The following is a 16,735-nucleotide window of genomic DNA, read 5'->3' as shown; positions in this document are numbered from 1 at the left end:
GCTGATGTCTGACCATGATGTATTTGAAGAGGAAAAGATAGCGATTGAACGAATGGTGGCCCAGGGTTACCGGATCTATGCCGTTCGGGAACATCTGGAGGGTGCTCATGTCGTGTGGGGGCACCCCGATCTTCCCGGAGAAAAACAGGAGCAATATGTGGGTACAGCGTCTGGACGGAAGTGGTTCAGTCATATCCTGATCAGGCAGCTTCAGGAGCAAAAAGGAGCGTAGAAGGTCACACGAGTGGCCCATGAACGTATTCATATGCATAGATGGCAAGTTCGATGGCGACGCGTTTCTCGGGGAGAGTATAGTCGTCACCCAGAAGTATCTCAATTTTGTGTAATCTGTGATATAACGTCTGTCGGACGATAAATAAAGCCGTGGCCGTCTCCTGTTTGGAGCAGCATAGAATAAAATATTGTTTAAGCGTACGCAACAACTGACCGCCTTTTTCGGTATCATAACGAATGACTGGCCCGAGATATTCTTCAATGAAATCATCCAGACTGCCGCTCTGCTTCATGCTGGCAATAATGCGGTAGCAGTGAAGATTGCTGTAAAAGGGCTGCTGCATCACACCGATGTCCTTCTGAATGCGCAGGGTATCCTTGGCTGCCTCAAGGCTGTCTTTCAGACGTGATAGATCAGCGCAGCTGTGACCGATGCCGAACAGACCCGAGAAGAGGCGATGGGTCTGTTCCTGTTCATGCTGCTGCAACTGTTCAATGCAGCGCCATAGACTGCTTTTTCGCTGAGATCCAGGCAGAGGGTCAACAATAATCAGAATGATCTGGTGGTTTAGCACGGTGCTGTACAGGGCGAATCCTTCCCGCGCGAACACGGAACGGGCAATGATGTTGCGTTGAATTAGCAGTTTCTGTAGCTTGAGACTGTCTGTGTAGCTGGGATTGCTATCGAACAAAATGACGGTACCTTTTCCAGAAGCAAGCTGGGCATTGGCAGCAGATACATATTCATGAATTTCTTTCGCAGAATGATGTCCGTTAAGCCAGTCAATGACCCACATATCTTCCTTGTAGCGTCGCTTTTCCTCCATGTATTTGGTGCGCATCCAGTCCTGAGCAATGGCGGCTGCGCAACGTTCCAGTGCCTGGATGATGAACTCATCAGAGGGTCTATTATGCAGATCCTGATCGTGATCCGACAGCTTGTCGAGCATCAGCACCAGATCGGCAAATGCATAATCAAGCGCCTGTACAGGCAGAGTGAGTGCATCCGGTGAATGCACCGAATGATTCCTCTGTAAAGAATGATCTCCCAAATGCTCTCCCTCGTCCGAATGACCACGACGTGACAACCACTCCTGCCGACGAATCTCCAATTGGGCTGGAGGGCAGTAGGGAACGGCACTTGCTTCCCCATCCAGTGGATATAGCGCTACAGGGTAACCCGTTGTTCGAGACAACAGTCGGAGCAGTGGTTGTACACCGTCTCCATTCAAAAGAAGTTGGTTGAACGAGGTAGTGAGGCTGTCGAGATCAGCGAGCATACGCTGGTGGCTGCGAATCAGGGCGAAATGCAGGTCCTGTGTAATATCGATATAACGTACTTGTTCGTGGAACCAGATCAGTGGAAAATCCTCTTCTGCTGCAAGTTCCTTCATAGGTCCGAGCTGGGACTTGGTGTGAGCCCCCAGTTCGATACAGAGTCCCGCAGCTCCACGAGCAATTAACTGGCGCATGAAAGACAGTCCCTGCTTTTCATCATCCTGCCAGCCAATGCCAGTCGTTAGCACCAGTTCCCCGCCATTCAGCAAGTTGCCTACTTCGGTAACCTCCATAATGTGCACCCAACGCACATATCGCTCCAATGCCCGTTCACTGGCGAGTACCTCAGCCTTGCGGAACACTGGACGTTTCAGCATGTCTCTCATCTGAATATGCAGCGTCGTTTCCCCCACAAAACCACCGTCCTTCCCTCAAATACATGCAGTTTACATACCCGCTTTGTAAGTCGAGCTTCTGAAGAGCGTTTGTCTTGATTATAAGTCTGTTAACAACAGATGAGCTGAAATCTCACGTTCATTTGTTTTATTTCACAAAATGATCTCTTCCTTTTATGAAATAAAACAAAATGGATTATTTCTATGTAGTTCTATCTAACATCTAGATGTTTCTATGACCGATGCTAAGAAACTATAGTTAAATGTAAAACACCCCTTAGCCGCAGATCAGAATGTACAAACCATTCTAATGTGGACTAAGGGGTGTTCTATGTTAGAAGCTCATCATAATTCTGAGTGATGATTTAATTCAATCAACAGAAGGTGTCGATTAATCTTCAATTCTTTTCTTTTTGAACTTCATCAGGAACTCATACACGATTGGCACGATAACCAGAGTCAGCAGCGTAGAGCTGATCAGACCACCGATTACGGTAATTCCGAGACCTTTCGAGATGATCCCTGCGCTTTCTTCAAGTCCTGTCACCAGTGGCAGCAAGGCACCAATGGTAGCCAGAGCTGTCATTAGAATTGGACGCAGACGCGTTGCTCCGGCTTCCAGCAAGGCTTCACGAGTAGGCATTCCCTCTTTTTCCTTGTGAATAACACGGTCGATCAAGACGATGGCGTTGGTGACCACGATCCCGATCAGCATCAGTCCACCCATCATGGCAGATACGTCAAGCGTACCACCAGCTACGAACAGGCCGACCATAATACCAATGACGGTAAATGGCAGGGAGAACAGGATGGCAAATGGCGCCAGTCCACCGCCGAACGTAACAACAAGCACAAAGTATACAATCGCAATGGCTGCCAGCATGGCCAGACCAAGTTGGGTAAACGTGTCATTAATCTGTTCGGTTGTACCGCCAAACTTCACTTCAACACCATCTGGCAGATCCAGTTTGTCGATGTTCGCCTGCAAGTTTGATGATGCTTTTTGTACATCGGAAGCTAAGATGTTGGCTGATACCTGCACAACGACTTTGCCATCAATACGCATGATGGAGTTCGGTGAAGTGCCTTCTTCCACTTTCGCGACATCTTTGATTGGTACTTCAATGCCGAGTGGTGAAGTAACTTTTTCGTTTTCAATATCAGCAATGCTGGTAAATGTCTTTTTGTCAGTCTCTACATAGACCTTATACGTTTTGTTTTCAATATCCACTTCTGTGAGTACAGGGCGTTCACGTGCAGGGCTGAGGGTCATAGCCAGTTGGCCAGCAGTCAGACCGAGCGAGCTCAGTTTTTCCTGATCCGCGACGAGCGTGTATTGCCCGTAGGTATCAGAGAGCGTAGTGTCGGCTTTTTCAAAAGATTCGGTATCTGCTTCAACCAGCTTCAGAATTTCATCCGAGACAGGTTTGATCTGATCTACATTGTCACCATAGATGGAAAGGCTCAAGCTGCTGCCTCCCAGTCCCCCAGACATGTCAAGCTCATTCCAGGTTCCTACGGTAACTTCTTTCTTCAGACCTTCCACAAGCTGTTCTTTCACTTTTGTAAAGTCTTTCGTATCTTCGTTATATTCGATATAGAAGAGAGCAGAGTTGGAGCTGCCTCCACCCATGCTGCTCAGTGGATTGCTGCCGCCGATGGAATACTGCATTTTCTCCAGACCTGGCTGCGTCAGCAACCATTTCTCGGCTACGAGTGCTTCTTTTTCAACATCTTCACGCAAAGCTCCAGTTTCCGGGCTGTACGTAATGGTCACATATTTATCCTGTTGTTCCGGCAAGAAACTTGCACCGATGAACGGATACAGGAACAAACTGCCGACGAGCAGCAATACAGCAACGCCGACGGTGATGAGTTTGTGAGACAATGTCCAGTTCAAGAGACGTTTGTAACCTTCCGCCATCTTGCCTGGTTTTTCCTCATGATTCTGCTTGTTCTTCAGACCTTTGCGGAACAGCGTATGTGCCAGCATCGGTACAATCGTAACAGCCACAATCAGGGATGCCAGCAAAGCAAAGACCATGGTCAAGGCAAATGGCATGAACAGCTCACCGACCATACCACTCACCAGTGCCAGCGGCAGGAATACCGCAATGGTTACGATCGTGGAAGAAAGGATCGGAATGAACATTTCACGGGTAGCTTCCCGGATCAAATCACGGCCTTTAAGTTTCTCTCCCTTGAGTGTCAGTCTGCGATAGATATTCTCGATAACAACGATGGAGTCATCGACAACCCGTCCAATCGCGACCGTCATGGCACCCAGGGTCATCATGTTCAGCGTAATGTCCATCATATTCAGTGCTGTCAATGCAATGAGCAAGGAGAGCGGGATAGAGACAATGGAAATAATGGTGGAGCGAATATCACGCAGGAACAACAGAATGATCAAAATGGCGAACAAAGCACCAAACATCGCTTTGAACAGCATCGTGTTTACGGAGTCCTGGATAGGTTTACCTTGGTCAAGCAAAACAGTCAAATCGGCGTTTTTGAACTGCGTTTGTAATTCTTCCGCTTTGTCCTTAACCGCCTTAACGACATCAACTGTATTGGCATCATTGGACTTAACGATGGAGATCCCGATGGATTCCTTACCGTCTGTCCGGGAAGTGGACTCCGCCTGACCAATGACTTCAATTTTGGCGATCTCGCTTAATTTAACCGTTGGAATTCCAGGTGCGTTTGCGGCACCTGAAGTGCTGCCTACACTGGCATTTCCACCTGCGGCTTGTCCTGCAGCCTGGTCAGAACCTTGTGCAGAGCCTTGAGCTGCTCCACCAGCTTGTGCGCCGGCGCCTTGTGGTGCTGTGGCCGAACCACTGCCTGCTCCTGCACCGCTTGGTACAACCGGAATAGCGAGATTTTTCAAATCATCCAGATCGATGATGTTGCCATCAACAACAACAGCTTTCTGTGCTTTGTCCAGTTCAAACAGTCCGAGTGGTACACGGACAGAAGAGCCTTGAACGATGCCGTTGACTGTATCTTCAGTCAAACCGAGTTCATTCATTTTTTTCTGATCAAACTTCAGTTGAACTTCCTTAACATATTGGCCGGAAACTTGGACTTGAGCTACACCGTCAATATCTTCGAGTGCAGGCTGGATATCCGTTTCAACCAGTCGAGTCAATTGTTCAAGATCGCCGCCGTCCTTGTCAGACAAGCTGAGCGAGACAACCGGGAAGGAGTTGATGCTGAACTTCGAGATGGTTGGTTTCTGTACACCATCCGGCAACTGCACCTCATTCAGTGCTTCACGTACCGCTGCGGTAGCGTTGTCCAGATCGGTACCATAATCAAATTCGAGGGTGATGGAAGAAGCATTCTCCATGGAAGTAGAGGTGAGTGTCTTAATTCCCTCTACATTTCTTAAGGTCTGTTCGAGTGGTTTGGTGACATCCTCGACAATACCTTCTGGAGCTGCCCCTGGATCAATGGCCGTAACACTCAAGAATGGCACATTGATGTTTGGAATGGTCTCCTGTTTCATCGTCAGTCCGCTGTACAAACCGGCGAAGGAAACGATGATGGTCAGAATCCAGATCGCAAACTTGTTGTTCAGTGAAAAATTAATAATCCCTTTCATACGATGGTTTCTTCTCCTCTCTGTTTCTCCCTGTATTTCTTTATTGTTGTGACGAGTCAGCCTGGATGAACCGGCTATACATGGCATCCATAATGTGCTGAAGCTCGGAGTGCAATGGCTGGATGACAGGAATGTGATCCAAATTACGCATCATGCCCAGAATAATGGCACGTCGCGGTGTGAATTCCATGATTTCCTGTCTCAGGATGGCGATGGTCTCCAACGCGTCATTGCGCAATTGCCCTGGAGGCATATCAGAAGAGATGATATCCTTCATCTGTTTGATGATATGAATAGGATGACGCATCATTGTGGAATCTGTATCTGAATCGCTGCTCCATGCTGGCCAATGTTCCAAAGGAACCAAAGGGGCAGGGCGTTGATCGAGCAATCCGCGAGCTGCATAATCAATCGTTTGCAGCATGTTGCTTGCCATCTTGGATACGGTAAGGGAAGGCATTTCCGTAAACCAGATTTTGATGTAGGAGAGGAACAGACCATGCGTGAGCAAAATAAGGTCTAAGGTATAGGGTCCAATCTCCGGTCCGTACAGATCCTCCAGTTTGTCCTTGAACCAGTGCAGGGTACGGATCTCCAGATCCTTGTTTTTCGGTTTGCACTTTTCCTTGCGATGCTGCTCTTCATCCATCATCATGCTGCGCATTTGCACGCGTAAAAATTCTTTCAGCTCGGATACATGGACAAGCAGTGTTTCAATCTGCCTGTGCAGACGTTCTCTCGAAGTGAGCCCAGCTTCATGTTCAATCTGGGAGATTTCGTCCATGAGCGTGAATATGCAGTACTCCATCGTACTGGCCTCTAATTCCTCTTTGGATTTGAACATGAGGTAGAGGCTGCCTTTCGACATCCCGCATATTTCTGCAATCTCCTGCATGGAGGTTGCAGCACTGCCTTTGGCTGAGAACAGCTTGAGTGCTGTGGTAATAATGAGCTTTTTCTTCTCATTCATTTCATGGATAGGGTTCATTAACGATACATCCACCTCACCTGCGGAACTTATGAGTTCTTGAATTGACTTTAGGGTCAAACCAAGTATAAACGATAAAGACAATGGAATTCAAATGGGAGAAAAATGGAAAAATAAGAGGGTGTACTATATGGGGACTGGAGCATTTTTCCTACGTAATGCAGACGCAGTAAAGGCTGTATATATGAGCGACGAATGTTCATTGCAATATGTATGATCTATTTCATGATCCGCCTTTAAAGACGTAAATGGCTAGAAGAATAATAGCTACAAGAGCAATCAAATAAAAGGTTCCCACAGCGACCAGAAAGATATATCCGGTAAATGAACCCATACGCGCGAACCATTTCTTCATCATCACGACTTCCTTTCTTACGTAACAGAGTGTGGTGAGGTTTCTTACTTACATCATATCCCAAAAAGACGACTTTCTGATCGAAAGTCGTCTTTTTGGGATAATTAAATATTATGGAAGATATATAATGGAGGTATTTACGTTACGTAATCAGTTTCAATCCGATCGCCGCCACCAAAATCATGGCAATAAACAGCAGCCGCTTGGCTTCCTTCCGCTCACCGAACAGGAACATACCTGTTAACGTACTGCCCACCGTACCGATTCCAGTCCACACCGCATACGCGGTACCCATGGGAATAGAAGTCATCGCGTAGGATAACAGGGAGAAGCTGAATGCGAACGATACGAGCATGAGCACGATATAAGGCCAGCCTTTTCGGGTAGAAGCACCATTAATGCCGATGACGCCAAAAATTTCACATATGCCTGCGCCCACAATTGCCATCCAAGCCATTATGCTTCACCTCCTTTTGCCGATTGTTGATCCGTGACCAGTTTCAGTCCGATCACACCACATAGCAACAGACCGATTAACAAAACCTTGGCAAGTGAGAATGCTTCACCAAATAGGAGCATTTCAGCCAGTACCGTACCTGCAGTACCAATCCCCGTAAATACGGCATACACCGTACCCACAGGCAATCTTTTGGAAGCAGCAATGATTAATCCAAAGCTCAGGATGATGGCTAAGGCCGTCAAAGCCCACTCCCAAACATTAGAGGCGTGTTTCAGCCCACTTACCCATACAATCTCAATGAGTCCTCCGATAAAAACATATAACCAGTTGCGGTTCATGATGATGAATCTCCTTTCAAAACAACGGGCAGTGCCTCTTGTTTCAGATGATGAATGCCATGCCAGTAGACTGGCCAGGAAGCTTCAATCCGTCTTCTGTATCGACGTGAACTTCCATAAATAATCTCAACCGTGATGCCATCGAGAAAAGTCATATAAGTAATCGCAGCTTGTTCTGCTGGAACAGCCTGTAGTTCCCCCTTGCGCGTCGCCCTTTGTAGCAGCCGTGTCAGTGACCGCTCCATACCGTCCAGAAACGGATAAACTAAATCCATCACTTCGCTATATAGCGAAAGCGGCGGGAAGTAACACATACGCAGCATAAAGCGGGCAGAGGCATTGCAGTTATACTCTTGCTCAAACCATATCAGCAAACCCTTCAACCTTTGTTCCAGTGGCAGATCGGCGTGATCACGGAAGTATTCGAGCGTTCGACGCTGAACATCCTTAAACGCATGCGCAAGGGTTTGCAAAAACAGGTCATCCTTGCCGCTAAAATGTGCATATATGGACGGTTTTTTAATCCCGACTTCGTCAGCGATTGCTCTTAAGGAGGCTCCTTCATATCCATCTCTTGCAAAATGGAACAGGGCTGCATCCCGAATCGAATGTGCAGTCATTAATATCACCTTCCTAACGGTCGTTAGGTAACCTATATTTTCACATTTTACAATCCCTGTCAAGGCACGAAAAACGCCTGCACGATAGTGTACAGGCGGCTTTATGCTTGGAATTTCATTTTCCATTAGAAGGTCGTTAAACCCAAAATCAGTTGCAGCTTATATACGATTTCTTTCAAAAATGTAGTCTTTTCCTGAAATTCATCCAGGTTCAGGGTGAACTCGGCATCTTCATTATTCCATATCCGGTCAAAATAATTCGCCACATCATGAGTAAATGAGTTGTCTGGTGGTGCAGCAACCCAGAGGTCATTTTCCAGATTGTAATCATTCATGTTTCTGGGGGTGAAGTTGGTCGATCCTCCAAGGACGATATGATCCCCGGTGGCTTTGGCAATGTACATCATCTTAGTATGATATTGCTCCTTGGTTGTGTTATACCAGCGAATTTGGATTTTGCCATCCGATTTATCATGTAACTCAGCAGCTACAGGACGATTGGGAATGCCAGTCTTCTCCTGACCAAAGGCATTTTCGTTCGGGTCGAGTACAAGCCGTATCTCGGTTCCCCGTTGCGAGGCTTCGAGCAGTGCATCCAGTACTTTGGGTGAAGCGATGTAGAACATGCCCATCCACAAGATGTCACCTTTTGCCGATTGATTAATCTCATGGAGCACTGCGTCATTCACTTTGCCCTCGGTCAGATAGCGAATTCGCAAATCTCCTTTATTCGGGTCTGTGGTAGGAGCTGTATAGGAAGGAATTTTACCTCCACCCGAGATGTTTAGTACGGCCTGCTCGGACTGAAGAATATCTCCGATGATTGGTCCGGTTATTTCAAAAGCAATGTTCGAATGATAGGCACTGGCATCATGAACATTGCCTGAGGAGACAATAGCTGTCTTCTCGCTGACCACCACTTTGCGATGATTGGCCTTCACATTGAGCAACTTAAGGTAGGAACGCACGGTGACATCCGGTCCATCGGTTGCCATCAGGTTCGGAATCCAGCCATTGCCGGATTGTCCAAACCACTGGAAGAAGGTGCGCCAGACCGCAGAGTAGACAGGAGTGGAGTCACGTAAAGGGTCCACATCTGTGATGACCACGTGAATTCCGGCCTGCTTCATCTGCTCCAGTAACGGGTTCGGTGCGGAGTTATAGTTGGTGTTCACTTCATCCGTAATGAACCACATATCCATATCCGGTTTCTGAAGTTTTTTGGCAACCAGTGTTTCCGTAAACTCTGTGCTGATGGGTGGAAATTGCTGACCTTTGTGCTGGTAATTATTGAATAAAAACATATCAACGACGACGAACTGTTCCGCGTCCTCGATAACCTGAAGCATGCGCTGGAAGATCTGCTGTTCGTGCTCCATCTGTCCATCAGCGGATGGATAGGTCAGATCATGCAAAAACTGTACCTGATCCACCCGGTATTCAGGACTTTCATAGGCAATGCCGGATGGTAACGGTTTATAGGTCTGATAGAGCATGACGGCGATGAGCCATAGTGCCAATAGGACGAGTCCTGTTCGTATGTATGGAAATTTGCCGCGTGAAGACTTGCGGTCTGATGTCTGGCGGCGATAAGAAAACAACAATAACTCCCCTTTCTGAACGTGCTGACTTCTATTACCACCCGGATGACAACATTGACGCAGAGAGCCTGACAGATTATTTAAGTCGTCAGGAAAGGCAAAACCATTTCGATTGATTCAATCGACATGCATATGACCGTTGTGTATAATGAGTGTATTATTTTTGTGGAATGTTCGGATTTTCATATACCTGACAAAGACGGGATAAGGATTCGTTTAACCTGCGAAAGTCTGGCTATTTCAGGAAAGAAAGTGGGTAATAAGGTGTATTCCATCAAACAAGTCGCTGCCATGCTGGGTATTCCGACGGTAACGCTCCGGGCTTGGGAGAATCGGTACAGTGCGGTCACCCCTGAGCGGACGGAATCGGGTTATCGCTTGTACACGGAAGAGAATGTTGCAGATCTGCGCTGGTTAAAAGAGCAGGTGGAGCAGCACCAGACGAATATTTCGGAAGCAGTACGCATGCTCAAGGTGAACAAAACCAGTTCACATGAAGCTGCAGTGCCTACATCGTTAACGCCTCCAGTACCCACGATGGAAGAGGCTTATGTACGTATAGCCGATCAGATCTATGACTCGCTATACAACTTTCAGGGTGAACGAGCCAATGGTCTGATTGATTTTGGCTTCACCATGTACGGATATGATTCCATGTTTTATCATGTGCTGGTGCCCATTCTGGTTCGGGTTGGGGATGCATGGGAGCAAGGCAGGGCTTCGGTCGCTCAAGAGCATTTTATGACACAACTGATCTCACAGCGCTTTTATCAGTTTTTCCATCTGTTCCCGATCTATCCGCATCTGCCCAAAGTTCTGGCCTTGTGCCCGGAAGGGGAGCATCATCAGGTGGGATTATTGTTGTTCTCCCTGTTTATGCGTAAAAATGGTGCAGAAGTGCTCTATCTCGGAGCCAACACACCGGAAGAGGGGCTATTCCCAATTATCCGGGAGCAGAACATCCGATTGGTCTGTCTATCGGTTACTAGTTCCGAACTTCTTGAGCGGTGTGATCAACTCATAGGGCGAATTGTGGACGAGTTCCCGCATATGCGTTTTGTACTTGGAGGCAAGGGTTATGAGCGTACAGAGAAAGCACGATATCCGCAGTGGATTATGCCTGAAGATTCATCGGATTGGCAAGCGTGGATGGAACGTGAGTATTTTGTTGAACCATCGCCTGGGCGGAGATAACTGATTCGTTTCTTTTTGAAAATGTATTTTAAAATAGAATGTATAGGTTTGGGTATACAGGACATCCTTTGACGCAAGAGCGCAGAGGGTGTTTTTTGTATTCCAAAATATCTTATTAGAGAATTTGACCAGTCGGTCATTTTTTGATTTAATAAGTTGTATAATATTTGTACTATATTTGTATAATGTTTTTGCGTTTACCCGCTTGAACTGTTCATGGGCGGTTTAATAATAGGTTAAAGACTATAGTCTTAGAGATAGTTCTTAACATAGGAAAGGTGAGTGGCATGATACCGAATCAGCAACGTAAACGTGCAGCTGTCATTGGTGCAGGTCCGGGTGGACTTGCAGCAGCGATGTTATTGTCCGGCCAGGGGTACGAAGTAGATGTATATGAGAAACAGCCAGTCATCGGGGGACGTTCTGCCAGACTGGAGCTGGGTGAATATCGATTCGACCGTGGTGCCACATTTTTGATGATGCCGCAGTTGATTGAAGAGATGTTCGACGTTGTAGGACGCAAGCTATCAGACTATGTGGAGATGAAAGAGCTGACTCCGCTGTATGCCCTAAATTTCGGTGATAAGGTGTTTACGCCTTCTCGTAATCGTGAAGATACAGCTGCACAGATCAAGGAGCTTTTCCCCGGCAACGAGGACAATTACCTTCGGTTCATGCAGGAAGAGGAAGTGAAGTTTGGCAAAGTCATGCCTTTGCTGCGCAGGCCTTTTGGCAAGCTGGCAGATTATTTGCGAAAAGATGCCATGACAGCTCTGCCGAAACTCGATATTAACAATACAGTTTACGGCATTCTGTCCCGCTATTTCACAGATGAGCGCTTGCGCTGGGCATTCACGTTCCAATCCAAATACCTCGGCATGTCCGCTTGGGATTGCCCGGGTACGTTTACGATTCTGTCATTCATTGAGCACCACTATGGATTATTTCACCCCATTGGAGGCGTCAATCGCGTATTTCAAGCCATGGCTGATGTAGTTGAAGAATATGGAGGAAGAATACATACATCCTGTCCAGTTAAACAGGTCATTGTTCGCAATGGTCGTGCAGAAGGCGTTTTGCTTGAGAATGGCGAACGCATTGAAGCGGACCATGTCGTTGTTAATGCAGACTTTGCACATGCCGTGAACCATCTGTTTGAACCAGGCGTACTCAAGAAATATACACCGGAGAAAATGAAGCGTAAAAAGTACTCTTGCTCCACAGCCATGTTGTATCTGGGCGTGGACGGTGAAGTGGATTTACCGCATCATTCGATCTATTTTCCCGAGGACTATCGACTGAACGTCGACGAGATTACGAAGCACAAAGTGTTGTCTGCGGATCCATCCCTCTATATTCATAACCCTTCCAGACTCGATTCGACGCTCGCACCGGAAGGAAAATCTGCTTTATATGTTCTCATGCCTACGCCGAACCTTACCGGAGACATCGATTGGGAGGTAGAACGGGAGAATGTGCGGGAGGCGATGATGAAGCGGATGGAATCGATTCCTGAGTTGTCAGACATCCGCAATCGTATTGAAGAATCCATGATGTTTACACCGCTGGATTGGCAAAATGAACTCGACGTGTACCGTGGAGCAACATTTAATATGGCTCACAATCTTGGGCAGATGATGTATCTGCGGCCGCATAACCAGTTCGAAGAGTTAAAAAGGGTATGGTTGGTGGGCGGCGGAACGCATCCGGGCAGTGGATTGCCGACCATTTTTGAATCAGCTCGAATCAGCGTGAAGCTGATCCAGGAAGAGGACGCTCGCAAGTGCTCCAAACCATCCTCGTATGTGAAAACGGCGGAAGCGGGAGGCCATTCATGAAACGGGCAGCCATCGTAGGTGCAGGCATTGGCGGTCTTACTTCAGCATTACTACTGAATAAACAGGGTTGGGACGTAACGGTATACGAACGGGGTTCCAGAGTTGGAGGTCGTATCGGCTACGAGCAGGAAGGGGAATATCGGATCGATCAAGGCCCTACGATCGTACTTCTGCCCGAGATGCTGCTTGGCATTTTGGAGGAAGCAGGTGTGGATCGTTCGAAGATTGAGCTGCTGCGTTGTGATCCATTGTACAGGGTTCATTACAGCAGCGGTCGTGTGATGACCAAGATGACGGCACGTGAACAGCAGGCCGAAGAGATTGAACGTCTCTTCCCTGGAGAAAGCCAGGGATTCTCGAAATTTATGAAAGATATGGACACACTGTTTCCGGCGGGACGGGCTGCGTTTCTGGAACGGGCTTTTCCGCGAAAACGGGATTTCTTCACTCCGTCTCTGATGTCCCTGATGGGCCGATTACGTGCTCACAAAAGTGTACGGAAGGCTGTAGGCGATTATTTTCAGCATGAGGAACTGCTGGATGCTTATTCGCTGCAAAGTCTCTATATTGGGGGATCTCCCTTCGGCACGCCGGGTATTTACTCCCTGCTTCCTTATGCAGAGCATGAATATGGCATCTGGATGGTGAAGGGTGGCTATGCTGCATTACCTGCCATACTGGAACAGGAACTGATATCACGTGGTGGTCGCGTGGTGCTGAACACGGAAGTGACGGGACTGAATATTAAAAATGGTGTGTGCGAAGGTATAGAAACTGCCGCAGGCGCAGAAAATGTGGATGCAGTTATCTACAATGGCGATTTCCCCCACCTGTCGGGTCTGCTGGGTCAGACGCCTGAAGTTTCACGTAAACGAAAGCCATATCGTCCCTCATCGGGATGTGTGTTGATCTATGCGGGCGTAGACAAAACCTGGGAGGATGCAACGACGCATCAGTTTTTCCTGCCTCCTAGTCTGGACGGCAGTCTGCGGGAAGTGTTCGACCAGCGCCGCATTCCGGCGAAGTCCTCTTTTTATGTATTCAATCCGGCTGCATTGGACGAGACAGCAGCTCCGCCAGGTCAGAGTGTGTTGTACTTCCTCATTCCAGTGCCGGATGCCGATGGTGTCGACTGGTCTCGGGAGAGCGAAGCGCTGGCAGAACGAGTGTTGGAAGAAGCGGAACAACGCGGATTTCCGGGACTTCGTGAAGCAATCAAGTGGAAAAAAATACGTACTCCCGCTGACGCTGAGCGTGACGGGCTGTATGGCGGCGGCAGCTTTGGCATCGCACCCGTACTGTTTCAATCCGGTGTATATCGTCCGCAACCGAAGCCATTCCCGGCAATCCGGGGACTGTATGCGGCAGGAGCTTCTGTACATCCGGGAGGCGGGGTTCCTATTGTGATGCAAAGTGCACGGATGGCAGTGAATTTACTGACGAAGGAGATGGAAACATGAATGAAGCGATTTTGAACAAGTGTGAGGAATTAATGCAAAAGGGCTCGTCATCTTTTTATCAAGCCTTCAGAGGTCTGCCCAGCCCACGCCGCGAGGCCGTGTACGTGATCTATGCCTTTTGTCGCATGATCGATGACAGTGTAGATGAGCCGGAGCAGTCGCCCTATACGATTCATGAAATCCGCAATCTGTTCAATCAACTGGAAGAAGCGGAAGGACATTTTATTTGGCCGGCATTACGATGGCTGTTTACGAGTTTCCCTCATTTGGACAAGGGGCCTTTCTTCCGTCAAATGGACGGACAATTAACTGATCTTAAAGTCACACATTATACAACGATGGAGGAACTGGAACAGTATTGTTATCTGGTTGCCGGAACCGTCGGCGAGATGTTGCTGCCTGTATTGCGAGATGACAACGGTACAGACGTGGCTATGAACGGGATTGCGCTGGGCAAAGGTATGCAGATCGTCAATATTATCCGTGATGTGGGCGAAGACCGGGCAAGGGCCCGTCGCTACGTTCCGCTGGAGATGATGGAGAAGCATGGATATTCCGAACAGGATTGGGCTAACGGTGTTGTTGACGAAAGGTTTAAAGCCATCATTCATGAATTAAAAGCAGCTGCGCTGGGCTGGTTCCGAATCGGTATGGACCGTCTGGATACGTATCCCACCGAAAGTGCATTTGCCATTGAGCTGGCGGCAGCCTTTTATTCGACCATTCTGCATGCGGTTGAGCGCAACGACTATGACGTGTATACGAAGCGTGCCTTTGTTAGTGATGAACTGAAACTGGAGATGCTGGGTGCCATTGTGAAACGTTATCCAATGCTGGCTTACCAAGCCTCCCGCACGGCGGTATCCTGATGGTTCAGGGCCTCTACTGGGCGTGGTACTTCATCGGAGCGGTACTGATGCTGACGATTGGTGTTCCGGATGTACTGTCCTTCTCCAACGGTTTGTTTCTAATCTTCTATGCACTGTATGTGCTGGATCTGATATATCAAGGACGGAAACGGTCGGGGTTGTCCGACCAGTCAGTCATTTGGATGAAACCTGGACTCTGGCTGGTTTCCTTTATTATATGGCTGGGCGGCATGGGGGTAGAATGGGTCGGCGTGCATACACACTGGCCCTTTGGCGAATATTCGTATTCGAACTTCTTCGGAATCCACCTGTTCAGTGTACCCGTTACATTAGGCTTCGCCTGGATTGCCGTGGTGGGTAACTCGGCTCTGCTCAGTGGCGGTGGATCGACCTGGACTGGCAAGCTGATTCGGGCGGTTAAGACCGGATTTTGGGCTATCGTGCTGGACTTGGTGCTGGACCCGGTTGCGCATGCCAGAGGATTCTGGCAATGGCAAGCTCCAGGTGGATTCTACGGAGTGCCCTGGACCAATTACATAAGCTGGTTTGTAATGGGAGCGTTTCTCTCTTTGTTTCTTCCCGCAATGCCTTCAGATCGAAGCTCATTGCTGCGTGCGAAGTGGTTGTATCAGCTGTTTATTCTTTTGTTTGGGTTGTTAGCTCTCAAAGAAGGAATTACGGGCAGCTTCATCATTGCTATTGTAGGTGTGCTTCTTGCTGAGGGGAGCTGGCTATATGATTCGCGCCGTAAAATCAAAACCGTTTAACCGGATTTTTTTCTTATACAATCATTATTATTTGCTGCGGAGACGTTTTCGCTCGTTTACGTTATCAGGTTCATTGGACCCGCTTTTACCGAATACTGGTTCACCCATAGATCCGGATCAACCGGTCATCTATTTCATGAACCACAGCTCCTGGTGGGATGGTCTGCTGCTCTATCATGCATCGCAGCAGACTTCCCGAGGCGATCATTATGTCATGATGGAAGAAGAGCAGCTGCGACAATATGCCTTTTTCCGCAAACTTGGCGCGTATTCAATCAACAAGGAGAATGCATCCAGCATTCGAACCTCCTTGCAATATACCACCGAGCTGCTTCACTCCGGCAAAAGGGTCTGGATCTTTCCCCAAGGGGAAATTCTGCATCAGGATGCCAGGCCAATCGAGTTTCGTCCAGGCATTAGTTTGCTGTTACGCCGCTCTCCACGCGCCGTAGCTGTACCTGTGACTTTGTGTCATGGCATGGTTCAACATGATTTACCGGAAGTATCGATGCAGGTGGGTACGCCTGTAATAGAAGATTGGAAGACATGGAAGAGTGACGAGATTGCCACCAGATTGAGCAGGGTGCTGGAGCAGCAGTTGAATGACCATAAATCAGAGCTGGTACGCATCGGGCAGGGGAGTTTACCGGGCGCTTTTCCACTGATTCGTCATGTACGTTCTACGAGTGAAAAATACGATGCGGCACGAAAGCGGGTGAACCGTTAGC

Annotated in this window: 15 protein-coding genes; 7 read left to right on the top strand and 8 right to left on the bottom strand. The window is 48.1% G+C overall.

Annotation, left to right across the window (positions count from 1 at the left end):
• Positions 1-4 precede the first annotated feature (4 nt).
• A complete protein-coding gene (locus tag BLV50_RS16615) occupies positions 5-232 on the top strand; it encodes a hypothetical protein (protein ID WP_063566948.1) in 228 nt (75 codons plus the stop codon).
• A 4-nt stretch (positions 233-236) separates the two neighbouring features.
• Here the strand turns inward: BLV50_RS16615 and BLV50_RS16610 are convergent, their stop codons facing one another.
• From BLV50_RS16610 to BLV50_RS16580, 8 genes are all read right to left on the bottom strand, one after another.
• Positions 237-1,925 (bottom strand): PucR family transcriptional regulator, encoded by a 1,689-nt coding sequence (locus BLV50_RS16610; protein ID WP_090808944.1) that lies wholly within the window; start codon positions 1,923-1,925, stop codon positions 237-239.
• A gap of 373 nt (positions 1,926-2,298) precedes the next feature.
• Positions 2,299-5,517, bottom strand: a complete 3,219-nt coding sequence (locus BLV50_RS16605; protein WP_090808942.1) for an efflux RND transporter permease subunit — start codon at positions 5,515-5,517, stop codon at positions 2,299-2,301.
• Positions 5,518-5,557: 40 nt separating this feature from the next.
• A complete protein-coding gene (locus BLV50_RS16600) occupies positions 5,558-6,487 on the bottom strand; it encodes a TetR/AcrR family transcriptional regulator (protein ID WP_072733940.1) in 930 nt (309 codons plus the stop codon).
• A gap of 241 nt (positions 6,488-6,728) precedes the next feature.
• The gene (locus BLV50_RS33490) at positions 6,729-6,860 is read right to left on the bottom strand and encodes a hypothetical protein (protein ID WP_256337978.1); all 132 of its coding nucleotides are present in this window, start codon (positions 6,858-6,860) and stop codon (positions 6,729-6,731) included.
• A gap of 142 nt (positions 6,861-7,002) precedes the next feature.
• Positions 7,003-7,317, bottom strand: coding sequence for a DMT family transporter (locus BLV50_RS16595; RefSeq protein ID WP_063566950.1), 315 nt, complete (start codon positions 7,315-7,317; stop codon positions 7,003-7,005).
• Positions 7,317-7,658 carry a DMT family transporter gene (locus BLV50_RS16590; protein ID WP_063566951.1) on the bottom strand — a complete coding sequence of 114 codons (342 nt, stop codon included), beginning with the start codon at positions 7,656-7,658 and terminating at the stop codon, positions 7,317-7,319. The genes BLV50_RS16595 and BLV50_RS16590 overlap by 1 nt, the downstream gene beginning before the upstream one ends.
• Positions 7,655-8,278 carry a TetR/AcrR family transcriptional regulator gene (locus tag BLV50_RS16585; RefSeq protein WP_072733638.1) on the bottom strand — a complete coding sequence of 208 codons (624 nt, stop codon included), beginning with the start codon at positions 8,276-8,278 and terminating at the stop codon, positions 7,655-7,657. Before BLV50_RS16585 ends, BLV50_RS16590 begins: the two co-directional genes overlap by 4 nt.
• A 125-nt stretch (positions 8,279-8,403) precedes the next feature.
• Positions 8,404-9,879, bottom strand: a complete 1,476-nt coding sequence (locus BLV50_RS16580; RefSeq protein WP_256337977.1) for a phospholipase D family protein — start codon at positions 9,877-9,879, stop codon at positions 8,404-8,406.
• A gap of 126 nt (positions 9,880-10,005) precedes the next feature.
• Here BLV50_RS16580 and BLV50_RS16575 point away from each other — a divergent pair, with 126 nt between their 5' ends.
• From BLV50_RS16575 to BLV50_RS16550, 6 genes are all read left to right on the top strand, one after another.
• On the top strand, positions 10,006-11,073 hold the full coding sequence (locus BLV50_RS16575; protein ID WP_256337976.1) for a MerR family transcriptional regulator: 1,068 nt from the start codon (positions 10,006-10,008) through the stop codon (positions 11,071-11,073).
• Positions 11,074-11,360: 287 nt separating this feature from the next.
• Complete coding sequence (locus BLV50_RS16570; protein WP_090808940.1) at positions 11,361-12,911, top strand: phytoene desaturase family protein; 1,551 nt, start codon at positions 11,361-11,363, stop codon at positions 12,909-12,911.
• Complete coding sequence (locus BLV50_RS16565; protein WP_090808938.1) at positions 12,908-14,371, top strand: phytoene desaturase family protein; 1,464 nt, start codon at positions 12,908-12,910, stop codon at positions 14,369-14,371. The genes BLV50_RS16570 and BLV50_RS16565 overlap by 4 nt, the downstream gene beginning before the upstream one ends.
• Positions 14,368-15,240: a phytoene/squalene synthase family protein gene (locus tag BLV50_RS16560; RefSeq protein WP_090808936.1), complete on the top strand. Its 873-nt coding sequence runs from the start codon at positions 14,368-14,370 to the stop codon at positions 15,238-15,240. The genes BLV50_RS16565 and BLV50_RS16560 overlap by 4 nt, the downstream gene beginning before the upstream one ends.
• Positions 15,240-16,007, top strand: coding sequence for a carotenoid biosynthesis protein (locus BLV50_RS16555; protein ID WP_090808934.1), 768 nt, complete (start codon positions 15,240-15,242; stop codon positions 16,005-16,007). Before BLV50_RS16560 ends, BLV50_RS16555 begins: the two co-directional genes overlap by 1 nt.
• Positions 15,976-16,734: a lysophospholipid acyltransferase family protein gene (locus BLV50_RS16550; protein ID WP_090808932.1), complete on the top strand. Its 759-nt coding sequence runs from the start codon at positions 15,976-15,978 to the stop codon at positions 16,732-16,734. The genes BLV50_RS16555 and BLV50_RS16550 overlap by 32 nt, the downstream gene beginning before the upstream one ends.
• Position 16,735 lies beyond the last annotated feature (1 nt).

The organism is Paenibacillus sp. 276b, from assembly GCF_900107875.1.
In the GTDB taxonomy this organism is placed as follows: domain Bacteria; phylum Bacillota; class Bacilli; order Paenibacillales; family Paenibacillaceae; genus Paenibacillus; species Paenibacillus marchantiae.
Note: the sequence above shows the minus strand (reverse complement) of the source record. Positions and strands in the feature narration are given on the sequence as shown.